16 protein-coding genes and 1 tRNA gene are annotated in these 20,111 nt (G+C 64.2%); 14 read left to right on the top strand and 3 right to left on the bottom strand.

Translation table 11 applies throughout. From position 1 onward, the window contains the following. The first annotated feature begins 104 nt into the window (after positions 1 to 104). The 8 genes from G4G27_RS21460 to G4G27_RS21425 all read left to right on the top strand — a co-directional run bounded on the left by G4G27_RS21460 (position 105) and on the right by G4G27_RS21425 (position 7,564). Positions 105 to 2,234, top strand: a complete 2,130-nt coding sequence (locus G4G27_RS21460) for a sodium-translocating pyrophosphatase (protein WP_183110511.1) — start codon at positions 105 to 107, stop codon at positions 2,232 to 2,234. A gap of 119 nt (positions 2,235 to 2,353) precedes the next feature. After that, a complete protein-coding gene (locus G4G27_RS21455) occupies positions 2,354 to 4,315 on the top strand; it encodes a S9 family peptidase (protein ID WP_183110510.1) in 1,962 nt (653 codons plus the stop codon). A gap of 163 nt (positions 4,316 to 4,478) precedes the next feature. Then, on the top strand, positions 4,479 to 5,360 hold the full coding sequence (locus G4G27_RS21450) for an oxygenase MpaB family protein (protein WP_183110509.1): 882 nt from the start codon (positions 4,479 to 4,481) through the stop codon (positions 5,358 to 5,360). A 103-nt stretch (positions 5,361 to 5,463) separates the two neighbouring features. Further along, complete coding sequence (gene infA, locus G4G27_RS21445) at positions 5,464 to 5,682, top strand: translation initiation factor IF-1 (RefSeq protein WP_010162480.1); 219 nt, start codon at positions 5,464 to 5,466, stop codon at positions 5,680 to 5,682. A 46-nt stretch (positions 5,683 to 5,728) separates the two neighbouring features. Continuing rightward, the gene (locus G4G27_RS21440; protein WP_183113950.1) at positions 5,729 to 6,301 is read left to right on the top strand and encodes a Maf family protein; all 573 of its coding nucleotides are present in this window, start codon (positions 5,729 to 5,731) and stop codon (positions 6,299 to 6,301) included. Beyond that, complete coding sequence (locus G4G27_RS21435; RefSeq protein ID WP_183110508.1) at positions 6,294 to 7,244, top strand: ribonuclease; 951 nt, start codon at positions 6,294 to 6,296, stop codon at positions 7,242 to 7,244. Before G4G27_RS21440 ends, G4G27_RS21435 begins: the two co-directional genes overlap by 8 nt. Before the next feature lie 2 nt (positions 7,245 to 7,246). Further along, on the top strand, positions 7,247 to 7,456 hold the full coding sequence (gene yacG / locus G4G27_RS21430) for a DNA gyrase inhibitor YacG (RefSeq protein WP_183110507.1): 210 nt from the start codon (positions 7,247 to 7,249) through the stop codon (positions 7,454 to 7,456). 32 nt (positions 7,457 to 7,488) lie between these two features. Further along, positions 7,489 to 7,564 (top strand) — tRNA-Phe (locus G4G27_RS21425). A gap of 144 nt (positions 7,565 to 7,708) precedes the next feature. Here the strand turns inward: G4G27_RS21425 and G4G27_RS21420 are convergent. Further along, the gene (locus tag G4G27_RS21420; RefSeq protein WP_183110506.1) at positions 7,709 to 8,314 is read right to left on the bottom strand and encodes a glutathione S-transferase family protein; all 606 of its coding nucleotides are present in this window, start codon (positions 8,312 to 8,314) and stop codon (positions 7,709 to 7,711) included. Positions 8,315 to 8,418: 104 nt separating this feature from the next. Here G4G27_RS21420 and G4G27_RS21415 point away from each other — a divergent pair, with 104 nt between their 5' ends. Continuing rightward, positions 8,419 to 9,150, top strand: coding sequence for a YafY family protein (locus G4G27_RS21415; RefSeq protein WP_183110505.1), 732 nt, complete (start codon positions 8,419 to 8,421; stop codon positions 9,148 to 9,150). 56 nt (positions 9,151 to 9,206) lie between these two features. Next, complete coding sequence (locus G4G27_RS21410) at positions 9,207 to 10,595, top strand: M20/M25/M40 family metallo-hydrolase (protein ID WP_183110504.1); 1,389 nt, start codon at positions 9,207 to 9,209, stop codon at positions 10,593 to 10,595. Positions 10,596 to 10,719: 124 nt separating this feature from the next. On the opposite strand, the gene G4G27_RS21405 is transcribed toward G4G27_RS21410, so the two are convergent. Continuing rightward, a complete protein-coding gene (locus G4G27_RS21405) occupies positions 10,720 to 11,313 on the bottom strand; it encodes a TetR family transcriptional regulator C-terminal domain-containing protein (protein ID WP_183110503.1) in 594 nt (197 codons plus the stop codon). Between the two features lie 94 nt (positions 11,314 to 11,407). On the opposite strand from G4G27_RS21405, the gene G4G27_RS21400 reads away from it, so the two are divergent. Then, entirely contained in the window at positions 11,408 to 12,607 is a 1,200-nt protein-coding gene (locus G4G27_RS21400; protein WP_183110502.1) for an aromatic ring-hydroxylating dioxygenase subunit alpha, read from the top strand. Positions 12,608 to 12,738: 131 nt separating this feature from the next. Further along, on the top strand, positions 12,739 to 14,346 hold the full coding sequence (locus G4G27_RS21395) for an NAD(P)/FAD-dependent oxidoreductase (RefSeq protein WP_183110501.1): 1,608 nt from the start codon (positions 12,739 to 12,741) through the stop codon (positions 14,344 to 14,346). Here G4G27_RS21395 and G4G27_RS21390 read toward each other — a convergent pair. Then, the gene (locus G4G27_RS21390) at positions 14,326 to 15,621 is read right to left on the bottom strand and encodes an amino acid permease (protein WP_183110500.1); all 1,296 of its coding nucleotides are present in this window, start codon (positions 15,619 to 15,621) and stop codon (positions 14,326 to 14,328) included. The two genes, G4G27_RS21395 and G4G27_RS21390, sit on opposite strands and share 21 nt — an antisense overlap. A gap of 207 nt (positions 15,622 to 15,828) precedes the next feature. Here G4G27_RS21390 and G4G27_RS21385 point away from each other — a divergent pair, with 207 nt between their 5' ends. Both G4G27_RS21385 and G4G27_RS21380 read left to right on the top strand, forming a co-directional pair. After that, positions 15,829 to 17,424 carry a sulfotransferase gene (locus G4G27_RS21385; RefSeq protein WP_183110499.1) on the top strand — a complete coding sequence of 532 codons (1,596 nt, stop codon included), beginning with the start codon at positions 15,829 to 15,831 and terminating at the stop codon, positions 17,422 to 17,424. A 131-nt stretch (positions 17,425 to 17,555) separates the two neighbouring features. Further along, a complete protein-coding gene (locus G4G27_RS21380) occupies positions 17,556 to 20,081 on the top strand; it encodes a TonB-dependent receptor (protein WP_183110498.1) in 2,526 nt (841 codons plus the stop codon). Positions 20,082 to 20,111 lie beyond the last annotated feature (30 nt).

Genomic DNA, 20,111 nt, shown 5'->3' with positions numbered 1-20,111 from the left:
CCGGGTTGCGCTCCGCGTTACCCGCCTTATACCCTCCGCCAAACCGTAGGGGACGCGGTCAGCCTGACCGTCCGTCCCAAGCGACATAAAGGGGAAGGATCAGCATGACGATTGTCTATGCCGCCATGATCTGCGGCTTGATTGCCGTAGTGTACGGCATCATCACCAGCCGCCAGGTGCTCGCCGCGAGCCCGGGCAACGAAAAGATGCAGGATATCGCCGCCGCGATCGCGGAAGGCGCCAAGGCCTATCTCGGCCGTCAGTACCGCACCATCGCCATTGTCGGCATCGTCGTCGCGGCGCTGGTCACCTATTTTCTGGGCTATGTCTCCGCGATCGGCTTCGCGATCGGCGCGATCCTGTCGGGCGTGACTGGCTTCATCGGCATGAACGTGTCGGTCAAGGCGAACGTCCGCACCGCGGAGGCCGCGCGCACGTCGTTGCAGGGCGGCCTGACCATGGCGTTCCGCTCCGGCGCGGTCACCGGCATGCTGGTGGCGGGCCTGGGCCTGCTCGCGATCGCCGGCTTCTTCTGGTATCTGACCGGCCCCGCCGGCAATGCGCCGACCTCGCGCATCGTGATCGATTCGCTCGTCGCCCTCGCTTTCGGCGCCTCGCTGATCTCGATCTTCGCGCGTCTCGGCGGTGGCATCTTCACCAAGGCGGCCGATGTCGGCGCCGACCTGGTCGGCAAGGTCGAGGCGGGCATCCCCGAGGACGACCCCCGCAACCCAGCGACCATCGCCGATAACGTCGGCGACAATGTCGGCGACTGCGCCGGTATGGCGGCCGATCTGTTCGAAACCTATGTCGTGACGCTCGGCGTGACGATGGTGTCGATCGCGCTGCTCGTCCAGGCTTCGGCCGGCGAGCTTCTCGCGCTGATGGGCCTGCCGCTGATCGTCGGCGGCGTATGCATCATCACCTCGATCATCGGCACCTATATGGTCCGTCTCGGCAGCAACAACTCGATCATGGGCGCGCTCTACAAGGGCTTCTGGACCACGGTCATCCTGTCGATCCCGGCAATCTATTTCGCCACGCAATACACGCTTGGCGACATGCACACCGTGATCGGTGGCGCGGCGTTCCTCGAACCCGGCGTGGCCAATGCCGGCTTCACCGGCATGGACCTGTTCTGGTGCATGATGATCGGCCTCGCGCTGACCGGTGCGCTGGTGTGGATCACCGAATATTACACCGGCACCAACTATCGCCCGGTCAAGTCGATCGCCAAGGCATCGGAAACCGGTCACGGCACCAACGTCATCCAGGGTCTCGCGGTCAGCCTCGAAAGCCCGGCGCTGCCGACGATCGTCATCTCGATCGCGGTCATCGCGACCTATCAGCTGGCGGGCGTGATCGGCATCGCGTTCGGCGCGACCGCGATGCTGGCGCTGGCCGGGATGGTCGTGGCGCTCGACGCTTATGGTCCGGTCACCGATAACGCTGGCGGCATCGCCGAAATGGCCGGCCTGCCCGACGATGTGCGTCAGCGCACCGACGCGCTCGATGCGGTCGGCAACACCACCAAGGCGGTGACCAAGGGCTATGCGATCGGCTCGGCCGCACTTGCCGCACTGGTGCTGTTCGGTGCGTACACCACCGATCTCGGCATCTACTTCCCCGACCTCAACGTCGATTTCTCGCTCTCCAACCCGTACGTGATCGTCGGCTTGCTGCTCGGCGCATTGCTGCCGTTCAGCTTCGGCGCGTTCGGCATGACCGCGGTCGGCCGTGCGGCGGGCTCGGTGGTCGAGGATGTTCGCGCGCAGTTCCGCGACAATCCCGGAATCATGGAAGGGACCAGCCGTCCCGACTATGCCCGGACCGTCGATCTCGTCACCAAGGCGGCGATCAAGGAGATGATCATTCCGTCGCTGCTGCCGGTGCTTGCGCCGATCGCGGTGTACTTCATCATCACCGCGGTATCGGATCAGGCAAGCGGCTTCGCGGCACTCGGGGCGTTGCTGCTGGGCGTGATCGTGTCGGGCCTGTTCGTCGCGATCTCGATGACCTCGGGCGGCGGCGCCTGGGACAATGCCAAGAAATATATCGAGGACGGTAATCATGGCGGCAAGGGCAGCGAGGCCCATAAGGCCGCGGTGACCGGCGATACCGTCGGCGATCCGTACAAGGACACGGCAGGTCCTGCGGTCAATCCGATGATCAAGATCACCAACATCGTCGCGCTGCTGTTGCTCGCGGCGCTCGCGGGTCACGGCGTGGGCTGACGCCAGTCCAGCCGTTTCGGTTCCGAAAAGCCCGTCGCACCTCAGGTGCGGCGGGCTTTTTGCTATACCCGTCATGTCGTCTCGGCTAGCCTGACGATCGGGGAAATCAGGGGGATTCAATGATCTTGCGTGTCGCGGCGGCTCTCTTGGCGGGCATGATCCTGCCGCTCGGCGTTGCCGCCCAGGAAAAACCGGCCACTCGACCAGCTAAAGGTGCTGCGGCCGGCTCGATCCCGATCGAGCATTTCGCTAGCCTGCCGTTCCTGACCGCACCCGAGCTGTCGCCCGACGGTACCCGGATCGCGGCGCGAATCGCAGTCGCCGGACAATTGCGGCTGGCGATCGTCCCGCTTGGCGACGTGAAGAAGATGATCTCGATCGGCATGGGGGAGAATGACCTTAACGATTGGGAATGGGTCAACAACGACTGGCTGATCGCCAATATCGGCGCGACGGAGAAGGTTCAGGGCGATGATTGGTATCTCTCCCGTACCGCCTCGATCAGCGCGGACGGCAACAAAGTCATCATGCTCGGCGCCAAGATGGCGGCGCAGAATGCCGGCAACGTATTGTGGATGGCGCATGACGGATCGCCCCATATCCTGCTCGCCATGCAGACCTCGGTCTATTCCAACGACGAGGGTTTCTGGCCCGAGGTGCGTGATTTCGACGTCAGCACGGGCAAGAGTACCCGTGTCGTCTCGTCGACCGACAAGGTGTCGAGCTGGTTCGCCGATGGTACGGGAACGGTGCGCATGGGCGTCGCTTATAATGACGACAGGCGATCCTATCGGCTGCTCTATCGCGACGACCGCACCAAGTCGTTCCGCACCGTCAGCAAGGCGCGCGGCCGCGGCGCGTCGCTGGGCAGCGTACCGGCGATGTTTCTGGCCGAACCCGGCCCCGGATCGAACAGGGCGCTCGCATTCGACGATAGTGACGGTTTCAACGCACTCTATGCCTTCGATCTCACCACGCTGAAGACCGGCGAGAAGATGTTCGGCAAACCGGGCTATGATATCGGCGGGATCATTCCCGACGCCACCGGCACGCGGATTATCGGCGTACAATATACCGACACACACTCGCGCACCCACTGGTTCGACCCGGTTCTGGCCGGAATCCAGGCCGATATCGACAAGGCGGTCGGCGCGCGCCACGCGCAGATCACCTCGTGGAGCAGCGATTTCAGCGTGCTGATCGTCAAGGTCGCGGGTGCCGACCGGCCGGGCGCCTATTATGTCTATCGCCCGGACGATGGCCGGCTGCGCGTGCTGGCGAAGATCAACGAAGCGCTGGGAACCGATGCGCAGTCGCCGGTCAGCACGATCAAGTACAAGGCGCGCGACGGGCTTGAGATTTCCGCGATTCTCACCGTCCCAAAGGGCAAGGCGGCGAAGGATCTGCCACTGATTCTGATGCCGCATGGCGGCCCGGCCGTGCGCGATGACGAGAGCTGGAACTGGCAGGCTCAGTTCCTTGCCAGTCGTGGCTACGCCGTATTGCAGCCAAATTATCGCGGCTCGACCGGCTTCGGCACCGCCTTTACCGAAAAGGGCCAGGGCCAATGGGGCCTGGCGATGCAGGACGATCTGATCGATGCGGTCAAATGGGCGGCAAGCACTGGCCTGGCCGATGCAAAGCGCGTGTGCATCGTCGGCGGGTCATATGGCGGCTATGCCGCGTTCCGCGCGGCGCAGCGCGACACGGGGATTTATCGCTGCGCCGTGTCTTTCGCCGGCGTTTCCGACATGCCCGCGATGCAGCGTTACGATAGGGGTTTCCTGAATGGCGGGCGGACCAACGATTATTTCCAGGGCTTCGCGCCTGACCTGAAAAGCGTATCGCCGATCAACTACGCCGCACAGTTCAGCACCCCGATCCTGATCATACATGGCAAGCTCGACCGCGTCGTGCAGGTTCGCCAGTCGCGCGAAATGGCCGAGAAGCTGAAGGCGGCGGGCAAGCCCTACCGTTATGTCGAACAGCCGCTGGGCGACCATCATTTCTCGCGTCAGGCCGACCGTGTCCAGTTTCTGACCGAGCTGGAGGCATTCCTCAAGGAACATAATCCGGCGTGATGGCGCCCTCCCCGGTACGGGGAGGGGGACCGCGCGCTTCTTCAGCGCGCGGTGGAGGGGGACCTCCCCAAGCGCTACGCTGCCGGCCCACCAGCTTCGCTGGTCCCCCTCCCCGTGCCGGGGAGGATTGAGTTGGCAACCCGGATGCCCCACATCCCTTCGCATGAACCCGGTCCGTGCCATCGTCGAACGTCAGATCGACAGTCTTGTCGGCCCCTCGGCCAGCGACGCGCAGTTCGACTTGTCGACCGGGGACGACGGGTTGTTCGGACCGGGGTCGGTCGCCTGGGATGTGCATGGCGATTTCGCGACAATGATGGTCGGCGGCGTCGCCGCACTGTTGCTGCAGATGCTCCATCCCGGTGCGCTGGCCGGCGTGTGGGATCATTCGGATTTTCGCCGCGACATGCGCGGGCGGCTGCGGCGCACGGCACGTTTCGTCGGCGGCACGACCTATGCCTCGACCGAACAGGCCGAGGCGATGATCGACCGGGTGCGGCGCATCCATGATCGCGTCGCGGGCACCCTGCCTGACGGCACGCCCTATTCGGCGACTGACCCGGTGCTGCTCACCTGGGTCCATGTCGCGGAATCGGCGAGTTTCCTTGCCGCCTATCGCCGCTACCGCGCGCCCACGATGTCGGCGGCGCGGCAGGACCGTTATTTCGCCGAGGTGGCGGTGGTCGCGCGGCGGCTCGGCGCCACCGGCATTCCCGAGACAAAGGCGGCGGTCGACGCCTATCTCGAAGCGATGCGTCCGCAGCTGCGCGCCGATGAGCGGACGCGGACCATCGCCCATGCGCTGTTCAATCCGCCGGCCGACACGCTGGCGATGAAGCCGATGCAGTCGCTGACCATGGCGGCGGGTATCGACCTGCTGCCGCCCTGGGCCGCCGCGATGCACGGCCTGACTCAGTCACGGCCGCATCGTCATCTGGTCCGCGCCGGCACTGCGGGCATCGGCATGGCGTTGCGCTGGGCGCTGAGCGAACGCACCGCCCGCAAGGATTCGCTGCTGCGTGCGCGGGCGGCGTCGCGGTCCTAAGGTTGGCTGCACATCAAACGAAGTCAGCACCACGCTTCCCTTCGCGCGTGTCTTCGGTTAAAGGCCCGCGTTCACGAATTCCCCAAAATCACCAGAGGTTTGTTTGGCCAAGGAAGAACTGCTCGAAATGCGCGGACAGGTGGTGGAGCTTTTGCCCAACGCCATGTTCCGTGTGAAGCTTGAGAATGACCATGAAATTCTTGGTCACACCGCCGGCAAGATGCGCAAGAACCGCATCCGCGTGCTGGTCGGCGACGAAGTGCTCGTCGAACTCACGCCCTATGATCTGACCAAGGGTCGTATCACCTATCGCTTCAAGTAAAGAGGTCGAGGGCGTGGCCGCAGAGCCCGAACTTGTACCCGCTATAGTGCCCCGCCTCGTACTGGCATCGACCAGTCCGCGACGGCTGGAACTGCTTGCCCGGATCGGTATCGTGCCGCATCGCATCGCCGCGCCCGACATCGACGAGGATCCGCTGAAAGGCGAAGAGCCCCGTGTCTATGTCGAGCGCATCGCGGCCGCCAAGGCACATGCGGTCGATCGTGCGCCGGGCGAGGTGATCCTCGCCGGCGACACGACCATTGCGGTCGGCCAGCGTATCCTGGGCAAACCCGAGGACGAGGTCGATCTGCGCCGCATGCTCAGACTGTTGTCCGGCCGGCGTCATCATTGCCTGTCGGCGGTGTGTGTGATCGACGCGACGGGCAAGGCGCGCTCGCGGCTGTCCGACACGATCGTCGCGTTCAAGCCACTCTCTCCGATCGATATCGATGCCTATGTCGCGAGCGGCGAAGGCATGGGCAAGGCGGGCGGCTATGCGATCCAGGGTCGCGCCGAGACCTGGGTGCGGTTCCTGTCCGGCAGCCATTCGGGCGTGGTCGGCCTGCCCCTGTTCGAAACGCGCGCGTTGCTGACCACCGTCGGCATTCCGCTTGGCTGAGTGGCTCTACGAGGCCGGGATCGGTGAATCCCGCGCCATTCTGGTCGATCGCGACCGGATCGTCGTGGCGCGGATCGAGCCCGACGGGGTCGGCCCGCTGGTCGGCACGGTCTCCGGCGCGCGACTGACCGAGATCATCGTCAAGGGCCGCGAGGGCCGCGTGACGCTCGACAGCGGCGAGGAAGCGATGTGCGCGCCCCTGCCCGCCGCCATCACGCAAGGCGCGAAACTGACCGTGGCCATCCTCCGCGAAGTGATTCCCGAACCCGGACGCACCAAGCTCGCGCGCTGCTTGCCGAGTGATGCGGCGCCGACACCCGGTCCCGATCTGCTCGCGCGGATCAGCGCGAGCGGCCATCCGATCCGCCAGTGCCGCGCGCATGAGGCGGATCATTTCGAAGCGGCGGGCTGGTCCGAAGTGCTGGAGGAAGCGACCAGCGGCGAGATCGTCTTTGCCGGCGGCGCGCTGCGCCTGTCACCGACACCGGCAATGACGTTGTTCGACGTCGATGGATCGGGACCGCTCGAAGCACTCGCCATCGCTGCGGCGAGCGCGATCGGCTCGGCGATCGTCCGCCACGGCATCACCGGATCGATCGGCATCGATTTTCCGACCCTATCGGGCAAGGAAGCGCGTCAGGCGGTCGCCGCCGCGATCGATGCCGCACTGCCCTTGCCGTTCGAGCGCACGGCGATGAATGGCTTCGGGTTCCTGCAGATCGTGCGCCCGCGTCACCGCGCGTCACTGCCCGAGCGGCTACGCATCGACCCGGCCGGCGCCGAAGCGCGCGCTTTGCTGCGTATGATCGAACGTATTCCCCCGCCGGCCCCGCGACACCATATCGTATCGCGACGCGTCGCCGATCTGATCGCGATGCGAAGCGACTGGCGCGAAGAGCTCGCCCGCCGTACCGGCGTCGAGCCGATATTCGAGACGAGATAGAGATGGCCAAGAAAACCGCCTGCCCGATCTGCGGCAAGCCACCGAGCGAAACGCACAAGCCATTCTGCAGCCAGGGATGCCGCGACCGCGACCTGCTGCAATGGCTCGGCGAGGGTTATCGCATTCCCGCCGGACCGGCCGATCCGGAAGCGGAAAATGACGCCCAGACTCGGGTGCAGACCGGACTGGACACCGCCGATAACGACGACTAAGAGGCCGCCTCCTGTCGGATATATCCGGCAGCGCCCGAGTAGCTCAGTTGGTAGAGCACACGATTGAAAATCGTGGTGTCGGTGGTTCGAACCCGCCCTCGGGCACCATTTCCCTGGTGCATAGTCTGACGTGTTTCGGTGGCGGCTCCATGCGGTTCGACAAGCTCGAAACGGACAGGTTAGAATCATCGCGAGCGCGCCGGCAAAAATCCGGTCGGCCGCCGGGCAACACCCGGCGGCCGGTATCGCAAGTCAGGCCGCCTGACGGTCCGCTGCCGGTGCATCCTTCGCGCAGGCAGCGATACTCGCCGGGCGTTCGTTCAACCGCGCGAGATACGCATCGAGCGCCGCGCTGGGCGGCATCACCGAACGAGCCCAGGCGAGCGTGCCCCCGACCATCACATCGACCGCGGTAAAGCGATCACCCATCAGATACGGACCCGCAGCCAGCGCCGCATCGATCCGCGCCACGACAGCATCGAAGCCTGCCTTTGCGCGCGGGTCGTCGCCCGCGCCGGTCATCTGTGCGAAGATCGTCGGCTCCAGTTCACCGGCGCACCAGGCCAGCCAGGTCAAATAGGTGCCGCGTGCAGGATCGCCGACCAGGACGCCCAGCCCGGCCTCTGGTAACAGGTCGGTCAGATAGAGCGCGACCGCCAGGCTTTCGGTGACCAGCGCGTCGCCATCGACCAGCGCGGGCACCTTGCCGTCGGGATGGACATTGGCGGGATCGCGCCGGCCGCTGCCGTCACCGTAGACGATATCGACAAAGCGGATGTCATAGGCCGCACCGAGTTCCTCGAGCAGCCAGACGGTGCGGCCCGAACGCGAGCGGGGTGCGTGATAAAGTGCCAGCATGGTGTGATCCTTTTCCTCCGTCGGCATCAGCGCCGGCGATGATCATTGACTACTGCCACCCTGCTGCCACCATGCTGTCAGCAGCGATGCGATAGAGCGAAAAAATGAGACGAGCCGACCGCCTTTTTCAAATCATCCAGGTGCTCAGACGCCATCGCCGCCCGCTGACCGCGGAGGCGATGGCGGCGGAGCTGGAGACATCGAAACGCACCATCTATCGCGACATCGCCACCCTGATGGCGCAACGCGTACCGATTCGCGGCGAAGCGGGCATCGGTTATGTGCTGGAAGGCGGGTTCGACATGCCGCCGCTGATGCTGACATCGGACGAAGTCGAGGCCGCAGTGCTCGGTGCACAATGGGTGCGGTCGCGTGGCGACCCGGCATTGTCCCGGGCGGCCGACGACCTGATCGCCAAACTCGCCGCGACGGTGCCCGAAGGCCTGCGCGCGCTCGTACTCGAACCGGTGGTGGTCACCCCGCCGGCCTGGCATCAAACCGTCGAGACGATCGACGTCGGACAGCTGCGTCTGTGGTGCCAGCGCGGTCGCAAGCTGGCGATAGACTATGCCGACGAAAGCGGGCGGGCGAGCGAGCGTACAATATGGCCGTTCCTGGTCGGTTATCGCGACGCGGTGCGCGTGGTCATCGCGTGGTGCGAGTTGCGCACGGATTTCCGCATGTTCCGGCTCGACCGCATCCGCGCGGCACGCTTCCTCGATGATCGTTATGCCGATCGTCCCGCGGCGCTGCGCTCGCGCTGGCTGGCGATCATGAACGCGCGGCGCGAGGAAGAACGGGCCAAATGCTCATCGGAAATGCCGCGGCCCCGTTGACGACACCGCTCCACATCGTAGCATCACCCGCTCAACGACAAAAAAGGGTCATGCGCATGCGGCAATTCGGTTCGATGGTGGTGGCGTTTGCGCTGATGACCGGCACGGCACACGCCAAAGGCGCCGACAACAGCCAGGCCGAGACCCAGGCGCTCGACATCACCAAGCGCGCGATCGCCTTTCGAACCGTGCAGGGACCGGGCAACCAGACGCCCGACTATGCTGACTATCTGAAAGGGCTGCTGATCGAGGGCGGGTTCGCCGCCGGCGATGTGACGGTGACCCGGATCGACGATACCGCGATGTTCGTCGCTTATTACCGCGGCACCGACAGCGCGGCCAAGCCGCTGGTCATTTCCGGCCATATGGATGTGGTCGAGGCCAAGCCGGCCGACTGGCAGCGCGACCCGTTCACGCCGATCATCGAGAATGGCTATCTGTTCGGACGCGGCGCGACCGACATGAAGCTCGACGGGGCGGAGGTGATCGCCACGCTGCTGCAGCTCAAGCGCGACGGCTTCAAGCCGCGGCGCGACATTGTCGTGGCCTTTTCGGGCGACGAAGAAACGGTGATGAAGACGACCCAGGCACTGGCGGCGAAATTCCCCAATGCCGAACTGGTGCTCAACGCCGATGGCGGTGGCGGCACGCTGGCCGAGGACGGCCATCCGCAATTCTTCACGCTGCAGGGCGCGGAGAAGACCTATGCCGATTTCCAGCTCGAATTCACCAATCCCGGCGGCCATTCGAGCGCACCGCGCAAGCTCAACGCGATCTATCAACTGTCCGCCGCGTTGGGCCGGATCGGCGCCTATCAATTCCCGCCCCAGGCGAACGAATTGACCAAGGCATTCTTTACCGAGGCCGCCAAGCAGCAGACCGACGAGATCGCGGCGGCGATGCGCGCCTTCGCCGCCGACCAGACCGACAAGGTGGCGATCGCCACGCTGACCGACAACCCGGCCTATATCGGCCAGATCGGTACGACTTGCGTCGCGACCATGCTCAGCGGCGGGCATGCGATCAACGCGCTGCCGCAACGCGCCACCGCGCTGATCAACTGCCGCATCTTTCCCGGCGTGAAGGTCGAGGATGTGCAGGCAAAGCTGGCCGAGGTCGCCGCCGACCCGGCGATGACGATCAAATATATCGATACCGGCACCATTCCCAACGACGCCTCGCCGATGCGGCCCGATGTGATGAAGGCGGTGAGGAAAGCACTCGACCTGGGATATAAGGGCGTGCCGATCATCCCCGGTATGTCCGCCGGGGCAAGCGATTCGATGTGGTTCCGTAGCCGCGGCGTGCCGAGTTATGGCGTCAGCCCGACCTTCATCAAGGAATCGGATTCATTCAGCCATGGCCTCAACGAGCGCACGCCGCTGGCCAATATCAAGCCGTCCATGGCTTATTGGCGGTCATTGATCACGGATTTGTCGAAATAGGGCCATCCACCCCGATCCCGTTCGCCCTGAGCCTGTCGAAGGGCGCATGTCACAACTCCTGGCGCGTCGTGGGCCACGGGGGTTTCGACAGGCTCAGCCCGAACGGTCAAGGGAGGTGGGACAGTCAGCCCAGCAGCGCCGCGATCTGGCGTCCGGCAATGCCGCGCGCCTCATCCGCGGTGAAAGTGGTCGGCGACAGGCAGAGTTCGAGCCATAGCCCGTCGACCAGAGCGGTAATCGCGATCGCGGTCAGGCGCAGATCACCGGGCGCGACGCCGCATTCCGCCAGCAGTGCCTCCAGGTCGCGGCGATAGGCGGCGTAGATATCGTCATGCAGCGCGGCGATCCCCGGCCGCGTTTTGACCAGGCTCCAGAATGCCAGCCAAGTCGCGAGCAGGCCGGGGTCGGCGATCGGCGGGTGGAAGCTGGCGGTGACATAGGCATCGAGCCGCGCGCGCGGATCCGTTCCCGCCGCCGCTACGCCGGCATCGAGTGCATTGCTGACCCGCTCGCCGACATGCACATAGGTCGCGGCGATCAGCGCATCGATGCCGTCGAAATAATGGCTGACCAGCCCCGGCGACACGCCTGCCTCGACCGCGATCACCCGGACGGACGCCCCCGCCGCACCATGCGAGGCAAGCACGCGCGCGGTCGCCTCGATCAGGCTGAGACGGCGCGCATCAGGTTCGGCGCGGGAGAAGGCAGGCTGAGTCATTGCACCGCCATAACAGCAATTGCGTTACCGCGCAGCTTGTTATACGATCGTTCAACAAAGGATCGACCCTGAGGGAAAATGGCGGGAGGCCGGGATGGCGCATCGTTTTGCCGATATGGAAGCGCATGATCCGGACGCGGACTGGAGTCTGCCCGGCTGGCTCTATACCGATCAGGAATATTTCGATGTCGAAGTGGCGCGGGTCATTCGCCCTTCCTGGCAGATCGTCTGTCATGTCGGGGATATCGCGAAGCCCGGCGATTACCACACGCTCGATTATATCGGCGAAAGCGTCCTCGCGGTGCGCGGCGACGATGGCCAGGTCCGCGCCTTCGCCAATGTCTGCCGCCACCGCGCGATGCGGCTGGTCGAAGGGCCGCAAGGCTGCGCGAAGAAGCTGGTCTGCCCTTATCACGCCTGGGCCTATGAGCTTGACGGGCGGTTGAGCGGCGTGCCGATGCGCGGCGATTATCCGGCGCTCGACATGGCGAAGAACGGGCTTGCTCCGATCGGGGTCGAGATCTGGCGCGGCTTCGTGTTCGTGCGGCTGGAGGATGATGGCGGGCCGTCGGTCGCCGAAATGATGGCGCCCTATGACGGTCAGATCGCCCCCTATCGCTTCGAGGACATGCAGACGATCAGCCCGGTGCGCGCGCGAGAGCGGGCGGTAAACTGGAAGAATGTCGGCGACAATTATTCCGACAATCTTCACATCCCGGTCGCGCATGACGGGCTGACCCGGCTGTTTGGCAAAAGCTATGCGATCGAGGCTGAGCCATGGGTCGACAAGATGTCGGGCCGGCTGGTCGACCGCCCTTCGGCCAATCCATGGGAGCGATTCTACCAGAAGCATCTGCCCAAGGTGGATCATTTGCCCGAGGAGAATCAGCGACTCTGGCTCTATTTCAAGCTGTGGCCGAATATGGCGTTCGACCTGTACGCCGATCAGATCGATTTCATGCAATGGCTACCGCTGACGCCGACCACATCGCTGTTGCGCGAGATGTGCTTTGCGCTGCCCGATGCCCATACTCCTCAAGAAAAGCGCCGAGAGATGAAGCTGGTGCGCTATGCCAATTGGCGGATCAACCGCACGGTCAATGCCGAGGACACCTGGCTGATCGAGCGGGTGCAGCGCGGCATGGCCTCGCAGACCTATACCGCCGGCCCGATCGGCGCGAGCGAGGTATGCCTGCGCAGTTTCGCGAAGAAGATCCGCCGCATCATCCCGGAGGCACGCCAGCACCGCGCGCCCGCGCCGGGCTGGAGCCGCCGGCCGCGAGTGGTGGATTAAGTGTCCCTCTCCCATCGGGAGAGGGAAGGAGCCGCGCAGCGGCGGGAGGGTGAGGTGATTGGGACGAAGGTGGCCTTGCAGTCACCCTCACCCAACCCTCTCCCGAAGGGAGAGGGCTTAAGGGAGCGAGCATGACCAAATCCTACGACGCACTGATCATCGGCGGCGGGCATAACGGCCTGGTCTGCGCTTTCTATCTCGCCAAAGCGGGTTTGAAGGTCCGCGTGCTCGAACGCCGCGATGTGATTGGCGGGGCGTGCGTTACCGAGGAATTCCACCCCGGTTTCCGCAACTCGACCGCCAGCTACACGGTCAGCCTGCTCCGTCCCAAGGTGATCAAGGACATGCGGCTGCACGAGCGCGGCTGGAAAATCATCGAGCGCACCATCTCGAACTTCTTCCCGCATGACGACGGCTATCTGAAGCTCGGTGGCGGCACTGCGCGGACTCAGGCCGAATTCGCGCGCTTCTCACCCAAGGATGCCGAGACTTTCCCCAAGTACGAGGAAGCGCTTGAGCGCGTCGCCGAAGTGCTGCGCGACATGGCGCTGAAGACCCCACCCAATGCCGGCGGCGGCGTCCGCGCACTGATCGCCGCGGCGGCACAGGGCCGCAAACTCACCGGCATGGACATCGAGGCGCAGCGCGATGTGATGGACCTGTTCGTCAAATCGGCGCGCAGCTTCCTCGATAGCTGGTACGAGAACGACTATGTGAAGGCGGCGTTCGGCTTCGACGCGGTGGTCGGCAATTATGCCAGCGTCGATACGCCGGGGTCGGCCTATGTCCTGCTCCACCATGTGTTCGGCGAAGTAAACGGCAAGAAGGGCGCCTGGGGCCACAGCGTCGGCGGCATGGGTGCAATCACCAAATACATGGCCGAGGCGTGCACCGAACTGGGTGTCGAGATCAGCCTCGAGACGCCGGTCGCCAAGGTCCTCGTGGATGGCAACCGCGTCACCGGCGTGACGCTGGAAAGCGGCGAGGAGATCGCGGCCAAGGTAGTCGCGGCCAATGTCGGTCCGGCTTTGCTCTATCGCCAGTTGGTCGACCGCGCCGATATGACGCCCGAATTCGCGCGGCGGATGGACAATTTCAAGGCGGGGTCGGGCACGTTCCGGATGAATGTCGCTCTGTCCGAGCTGCCCGATTTCTCGGTCCTGCCGGGCAAGCAAGTGGCCGAACACCACACTTGCGGCATCATCATCTCGCCGACGCTCGATTATATGGACAAGGCGTTCACCGATGCGAAGGCCAAGGGTTGGTCGGACGAGCCGATCGTCGAGATGAAGATCCCGACCTCGGTCGACGACAGCCTCGCCCCGCCGGGACAGCATATCGCCAGCCTGTTCTGCCAACAGTTCGCGCCGGTCCTGCCTGACGGCCGCAACTGGGACGACGAACGCGAGGCGGCGGCGGACCTGATCGTCGACACCGTCACCAAGCACGCCCCCAATTTCAAAGGCTCGATCATCGCGCGGCAAATCCATTCGCCGCTCGACCTGGAGCGCAAGTTCGGGCTGATCGGCGGCGACATCATGCATGGTCATATGTCGCTCGATCAGCTCTGGGCAGCGCGGCCCATGCTTGGCCACGGCGATTATCGCAGCCCGATCAAAGGGCTCTATATGTGCGGCGCGGGCACGCATCCTGGTGGCGGCGTGACCGGCGCACCAGGGCACAATGCCGCGCATGAGATCATCCGCGATCGCAGCGTATTAGGCCGGCTGTTCGGTTAGCATCCGAGTGTGGCGGACCCATAGATAAACCGGCAGCCCCGCCACGAGCAGCGCAAGTCCCCACAAATTCGCCTCCAGCCCAAGGCCATAGACCATCCACACGACAAAGGCGGCCGCGATCGCCGCTGCGACTTTGAGCGGGAGGTCGTCGGGCAGCAAACGGATCGCGGCAAGCGCGCTGGCGAAATAGGCAAGCATGCCGGCGGCGAGCGAGACCGAAGCGATGAAGGTGAACAGGTCGCCCATACCGCGCGTATAGTTGGACAAGGCGACCAGGGTGACCAGCACGCCCGAAACGAGGTGCGCGCGGACCGGTGTGCCGCGCGCGCCCTCCTTGCCGAACCAGGCGGGAAACACGCCGCCCTGCGCCATCGCACGCGGCACCTCGCCCTGGAGCAGGATGAAGCCGTTAAGCGCGCCGAACGCGCTGATCGCGGCGAACAGCGCAACGACATCGGCGGTGCGCGATCCGAATTCACGACCGAGGAATTCGGCGATCGGCGCGGGCGATGCAGCGGTGATCGCCGCGGGCATCAGAAAGGCGGTCGCCGCCGAGACGAGCAGATAGACCAGACCGGTCAGCGCGGTACCGATCAGGGTCACGCGCGGCACGACATAAGCGGGGTTGGCGATCTTGTCGGCGGGCACCGTCGCCGCCTCGACGCCGAGAAAGCCCCAAAAGGTGATCGCCGCCGCCCCGGCGATCGCGCCCGCACTCAGCGGCACCGGCGGATTGGCCGCGACCGCCCCCGCGCCATCGCGCAGCAACAGCCAGGCGGCGAGCGCGATCACGCCGACCAGCGGCACCAGCTTTAACGCCATGGTCGCGAACTGCACCCGGCCGGCAAGCGCGACGCCGCGAATATTGACCGCGATCAGCCCCCAGATGATCGCCAGCGCGGCCAGCGCCGGCGCCTGTCCCAGCACCGGAAAGATCAGGCTGAGCGCACTGACCACCGCAACCGCGACCGCGGCATTGCCCGCCCAGATCAGCACCCAATAACTCCATGCGACGGCGAAACCCGCCGCCGGCCCGAACGCCGCCTGGGTAAAGGCGTAAGGGCCGCCGGCGATCGGCAGCTTCGCGCCAAGCCGGGCGAACACAAAAGCGAGGCACAGCGCGCCGCCGATCGTGACGATCCAGCCGATCATGCCGTTCCAGCCCAGCGGCGCGAGCGTCGCGGGGAGAAGATAGACGCCCGAACCGATCATATTGCCCATGACCAGCGCGAGACAGGTCCAGAAGCCCAATGCGCGGCGTGATATTGTGGTCATCTACCGTTCCCCCTGCCGACTTCAGTCTAGGCATTATATGCGACGCCGCGCCAGCCTCTCCGTTCGCCCTGAGCCTGTCGAAGGGCGGCTTCCCCAGCCGATGTCCGCATTTGGCGCGGGCGGGGTTTCGACAACCCCGGATCAAGTCCGGGGCCGAACGGCAGGAGATGATTTCACGCGCGGCATTCTCACGCTAAGGGCGGTTCAATGACTTTCGCCGCCGTTCCCACACCCCGCTGGCCACAACGTCTGATCGACGCGGCACTGGCGCTGCACGACAATCGCCTTTCGGAAGCGGAACCGCTGTTGAAGGCGCATCTCAAGGCCGACCCGTTCGACGTTCAGGCGATCCGCATGCTCGCCGAACTGGCCGGGCGGATCGGGCGCTACAAGGATTCCGAAAACCTGTTGCGCCGTGCGATCGAGCTGTCGCCGGATTTCACCGCTGCGCGCGCCAACCTCGCCATCGTGCTGTATCGCCAGAACCGCGCGGACGAGGCGATTGCTGAGCTCGATCTGGTGCTGGAGGAGGAACCGGACAATCCCGGCCATGCCAATCTCAAGGCGGCGGCGCTCGGCAGGATCGGCGGGTTCGACGAGGCGATCGCGTTGTACGAAGAGGTACTGAAAAAAGCGCCGCGCCAGCCCAAGGTGTGGATGTCGTATGGCCATATGCTCAAGACGGTCGGACGTCAGGCCGATGGCGTGGCTGCCTATCGCCGGTCGATCGAACTCAGCCCCGAACTGGGGGAAGCATGGTGGAGCCTCGCCAATCTGAAGACGGTGAGGTTCGACGATCATGATATCGCGGCGATGCAGGCGCAGCTGGTACGTGGTGATATTTCCGACGAGGATCGCTTCCACCTCGATTTCGCACTGGGCAAGGCATTCGAGGATCGCAAGCAGCCGGCGGAAGCGTTCGGCCATTACCAGGCCGGCAATACGCTGCGCCGAACCAAAATCGTCTATGAAGCCGACGAAACCGAAGCGTTCGTCGATCGCAGCATCCGTCTCTTCACCCCCGACTTCGTCGCCGCGCGCGCCGGCGCCGGCTTTGATGCGCCGGACCCGATCTTCATCCTGGGCATGCCGCGCGCGGGATCGACCCTGGTCGAGCAGATCCTGTCGAGCCATTCGCTGGTCGAGGGCACATCCGAACTTCCCGATATTCCCGTGTTCGCACGACGCTGGACCGATTATCCGGACCGGCTCGCCGACGTACCGCTTGAGCGGCTGCACGAACTCGGCGAAGAATATCTGCAGCGTACGCGGATTCAGCGTCGTACCGACCGGCCGTTCTTCATCGACAAGCTGCCCAACAACTGGGCGCATCTGCCCTTGATCCACCTGATCCTGCCCAACGCGACAATCATCGACGCACGCCGCCATCCGCTCGGCTGCTGCTTTTCCAACTACAAGCAGCATTTCGCGCGCGGCCAGACATTCAGCTATTCGCTTGACGATATGGGCCGTTACTATCGCGATTATGTGCGGCTGATGGCGCATATCGATACCGCGCTGCCGGGACGCGTGCACCGCGTGATCTATGAAAACATGGTCGACGACACGGAAGGCGAGGTTCGCCTCCTGCTCGCCGCGTGCGGGCTCGAATTCGAGCCTGCGTGCCTCGATTTCCACAAGACCGACCGCGCGGTGCGCACCGCCAGTTCCGAACAGGTTCGCCAGCCGATCTTCCGCGAAGGCACCGAAGCCTGGAAACCGTTCGAACCCTGGCTCGACCCGTTGAAGCTGGCGCTGGGCGATGTGCTCGACACCTATCCTGACACGCCGCATTTCCCCTGACGCGCGGAAATCGAGGCGTGGCAAAACTGTCACGTTGCGGTCATGAAATGAGTAGGTCCATATCGGACCGTTGACGGTTGCTGCGCTTGCGAACAGTCTGGCGCAATAGAATGTCGCTTCGGGGGATCGTCATGCAAGTTAACAAGCGCCGCTCCACACTGGCCACCATGCTGGCGTCCGCCGCCTTCATCGCTTCGCCAGCCTTCGCGCAGGATCAGGCATCGGCCGACACGCCCGCCGCAGCGGTCGAGAACGATTCGGACGACATCATCGTCACCGCGCAGAAGCGCGAAGAAAATCTTCAGAATGTGCCGATCAGCATCCAGGCACTGGGCACGCGCAAGCTCGACCAGCTCAACATCAGCAATTTCGAAGAATATTCGAAGCTGCTGCCGTCGGTCTCGTTCCAGAGCCTGCAGCCAGGTGTGACGACGGTCTATATGCGCGGCGTGGCATCGGGCGGCGACGGCAACCATTCGGGCTCGCTGCCCTCGGTCGGCGTCTATCTCGATGAACAGCCGGTGACGACGATCGGCGGCACGCTCGACGTCCACGTCTATGACATCGCGCGGATCGAGAGTCTCGCCGGACCGCAGGGCACACTATACGGCGCGTCGTCGCAGGCCGGCACGATCCGCATCATCACCAACAAGCCCGACACGAGCGGCTTTTCTGGCGCGATCGATGGCGAAGTGAACACGGTCGACAAAGGCGGTGTCGGCGGCAAGCTCGAAGGCTTTGTCAATATTCCGCTGTCCGACAGCGCGGCGCTACGCGTCGTCGGCTTCTATGAGCGTGACGCCGGTTATATCGACAATGTTGCGGGCACCCGCAGTTTCATCATTCCGCCCGGTACCAACCTGGCGCCGGGTTATACCGGCACGATCAACAACAACGCGTTCGTCAAGAAGGATTTCAACAAGAACGAGGTCTATGGCGGACGCGCTGCACTCAAGATCGATTTGGACGACAATTGGACAGTAACGCCGACCGTCATCTACCAGGAGCAGAAGACCAACGGCACGTTCGCTTCGGATCCACGTGTCGGCGACCTCAAAGTGCAGCGCTTCTTTCCCGATAGTCGCCGGGAGCGCTTCGTCCAGGCGGCGCTGACGATTGAAGGGAAGGTCGGCAATTGGGACGTGACCTATGCGGGTGCCTATCTTGATCGCACCGCGCATTCGGCAACCGATTATACCGATTATTCCGAAGCCTATGACCAGCTCTATGCGAATTACGTCAGCGAAGACGGCAGTTTCAGCTGCAGTGGTATCGCCGGCTGCTTCTATTTCAACGATGCCGCGGGCAATACGATCGACCCGCGTCAGTTCGTGGTGGCGTCAGATCATTTCAAGAAGATGAGCCAGGAATTCCGCGTCGCGTCGCCGCAAGGAGAGCGCTTCCGCGTCGTCGCCGGCCTGTTCTATCAGCGTCAAAGCAACGCGATCCATCAGGATTACCAAGTGGCCAATCTTGCACCGGAATTGTCGGTTAACGGCGTGCCCGGCACGCTGTGGCTGACCCAGCAGCATCGCGTCGACAAGGATTACGCGATGTTTGGCGAGGCGAGCTACGACATTCTGCCCAACCTGACACTGACCGCGGGTGGTCGCGGCTATATCTACGACAATTCACTGATCGGCTTCTTCGGCTTCGGCCGAAATCCGGCTGGGCCTCCGTATAACGGGGCCGCCAGCTCTCGTACCGGCGTTGCCGGCTGTTTCACCACGACCGGCCAGACATTACGCGACAATCCGGGCGGCACATTGCTCCCTGCGACGGTCGATGGCAGCCCGTGTACCAACCTCGCCACCTATGCGAGCGGCGCTCTCAAACCCAAATCGACCGGGGGTCAGGGCGCGACCTATCGCTTCAACCTGACCTGGAAGCCGACCGAAGACATATTGCTTTACGGCACCTGGTCGCGCGGTTTCCGTCCCGGCGGCATCAATCGCCGTGCCGATGTGCAGCCTTATGCCGCCGACTTCCTGACCAATTACGAATTGGGGGCGAAGACGACCTTGTTCGGTGGTCTGTTGCGGCTCAATGGTGCGATCTATCAGCAGGAATGGGACAAGTTTCAATTCTCGTTCCTGGGCCAGAACAGCTTTACCGAAATCCATAATGGCCCGAACGCTCGCATTCGCGGCGTCGAGATGGACGCGAACCTGTCGACCGGCGGGCTGACCCTGACGGCGGCGGGTTCCTACACCGACGCTAAGACGACGCAGCTGTTGTGCACGTTCGACGATCCCACCTATCAATGCGGCGGCGATCCCGCCAATGTAGCAGCGCCGATCGGGACGCGCTTGCCGATCACGCCACGCTTCAAGGCCAATGCCACGGCGCGCTACACGGTGCCGCTCGGCGAGGCGAAGGCCTATATCCAGGGGCTGGTCGCGCACCAGAGTTCCGCTTCGGCGGACATTCGTGTGGCTGCGGCGACATCGTTCGGGCGAATTAAGGCATCGACCACCGCCAATTTCGCGGTCGGCGCCGATTTCGGCAAATTCAGCCTCGAAATCTTCGCGCAGAATGCGTTCAATGAGCGCGCCGAGCTGACCCGCGCCCAAGCCTGCGGTAATTGCGGTCAGCGCACCACGATCGTTTACAGCACCCCGCGCACGATCGGCGTTCGCGCCGGCGCGAAGTTCTGATACCGGCGCCCCGGCTTCGGCCGGGGCAGC

The sequence above is a fragment of the Sphingomonas sp. So64.6b genome, from assembly GCF_014171475.1.
GTDB lineage: Bacteria > Pseudomonadota > Alphaproteobacteria > Sphingomonadales > Sphingomonadaceae > Sphingomonas > Sphingomonas alpina_A.
Note: the sequence above shows the minus strand (reverse complement) of the source record. Positions and strands in the feature narration are given on the sequence as shown.

Excerpts from the sequence above, each read along its gene's own strand:
- G4G27_RS21460 (WP_183110511.1), top strand. The coding sequence starts at position 105 with ATGACGATTGTCTATGCCGCCATGATCTGCGGCTTGATTGCCGTAGTG.
- G4G27_RS21455 (WP_183110510.1), top strand. The coding sequence starts at position 2,354 with ATGATCTTGCGTGTCGCGGCGGCTCTCTTGGCGGGCATGATCCTGCCG.
- G4G27_RS21450 (WP_183110509.1), top strand. The coding sequence starts at position 4,479 with ATGAACCCGGTCCGTGCCATCGTCGAACGTCAGATCGACAGTCTTGTC.
- yacG (WP_183110507.1), top strand. The coding sequence starts at position 7,247 with ATGGCCAAGAAAACCGCCTGCCCGATCTGCGGCAAGCCACCGAGCGAA.
- G4G27_RS21420 (WP_183110506.1), bottom strand. The coding sequence starts at position 8,314 with ATGCTGGCACTTTATCACGCACCCCGCTCGCGTTCGGGCCGCACCGTC.
- G4G27_RS21415 (WP_183110505.1), top strand. The coding sequence starts at position 8,419 with ATGAGACGAGCCGACCGCCTTTTTCAAATCATCCAGGTGCTCAGACGC.
- G4G27_RS21410 (WP_183110504.1), top strand. The coding sequence starts at position 9,207 with ATGCGGCAATTCGGTTCGATGGTGGTGGCGTTTGCGCTGATGACCGGC.
- G4G27_RS21405 (WP_183110503.1), bottom strand. The coding sequence starts at position 11,313 with ATGACTCAGCCTGCCTTCTCCCGCGCCGAACCTGATGCGCGCCGTCTC.
- G4G27_RS21400 (WP_183110502.1), top strand. The coding sequence starts at position 11,408 with ATGGCGCATCGTTTTGCCGATATGGAAGCGCATGATCCGGACGCGGAC.
- G4G27_RS21395 (WP_183110501.1), top strand. The coding sequence starts at position 12,739 with ATGACCAAATCCTACGACGCACTGATCATCGGCGGCGGGCATAACGGC.
- G4G27_RS21390 (WP_183110500.1), bottom strand. The coding sequence starts at position 15,621 with ATGACCACAATATCACGCCGCGCATTGGGCTTCTGGACCTGTCTCGCG.
- G4G27_RS21385 (WP_183110499.1), top strand. The coding sequence starts at position 15,829 with ATGACTTTCGCCGCCGTTCCCACACCCCGCTGGCCACAACGTCTGATC.
- G4G27_RS21380 (WP_183110498.1), top strand. The coding sequence starts at position 17,556 with ATGCAAGTTAACAAGCGCCGCTCCACACTGGCCACCATGCTGGCGTCC.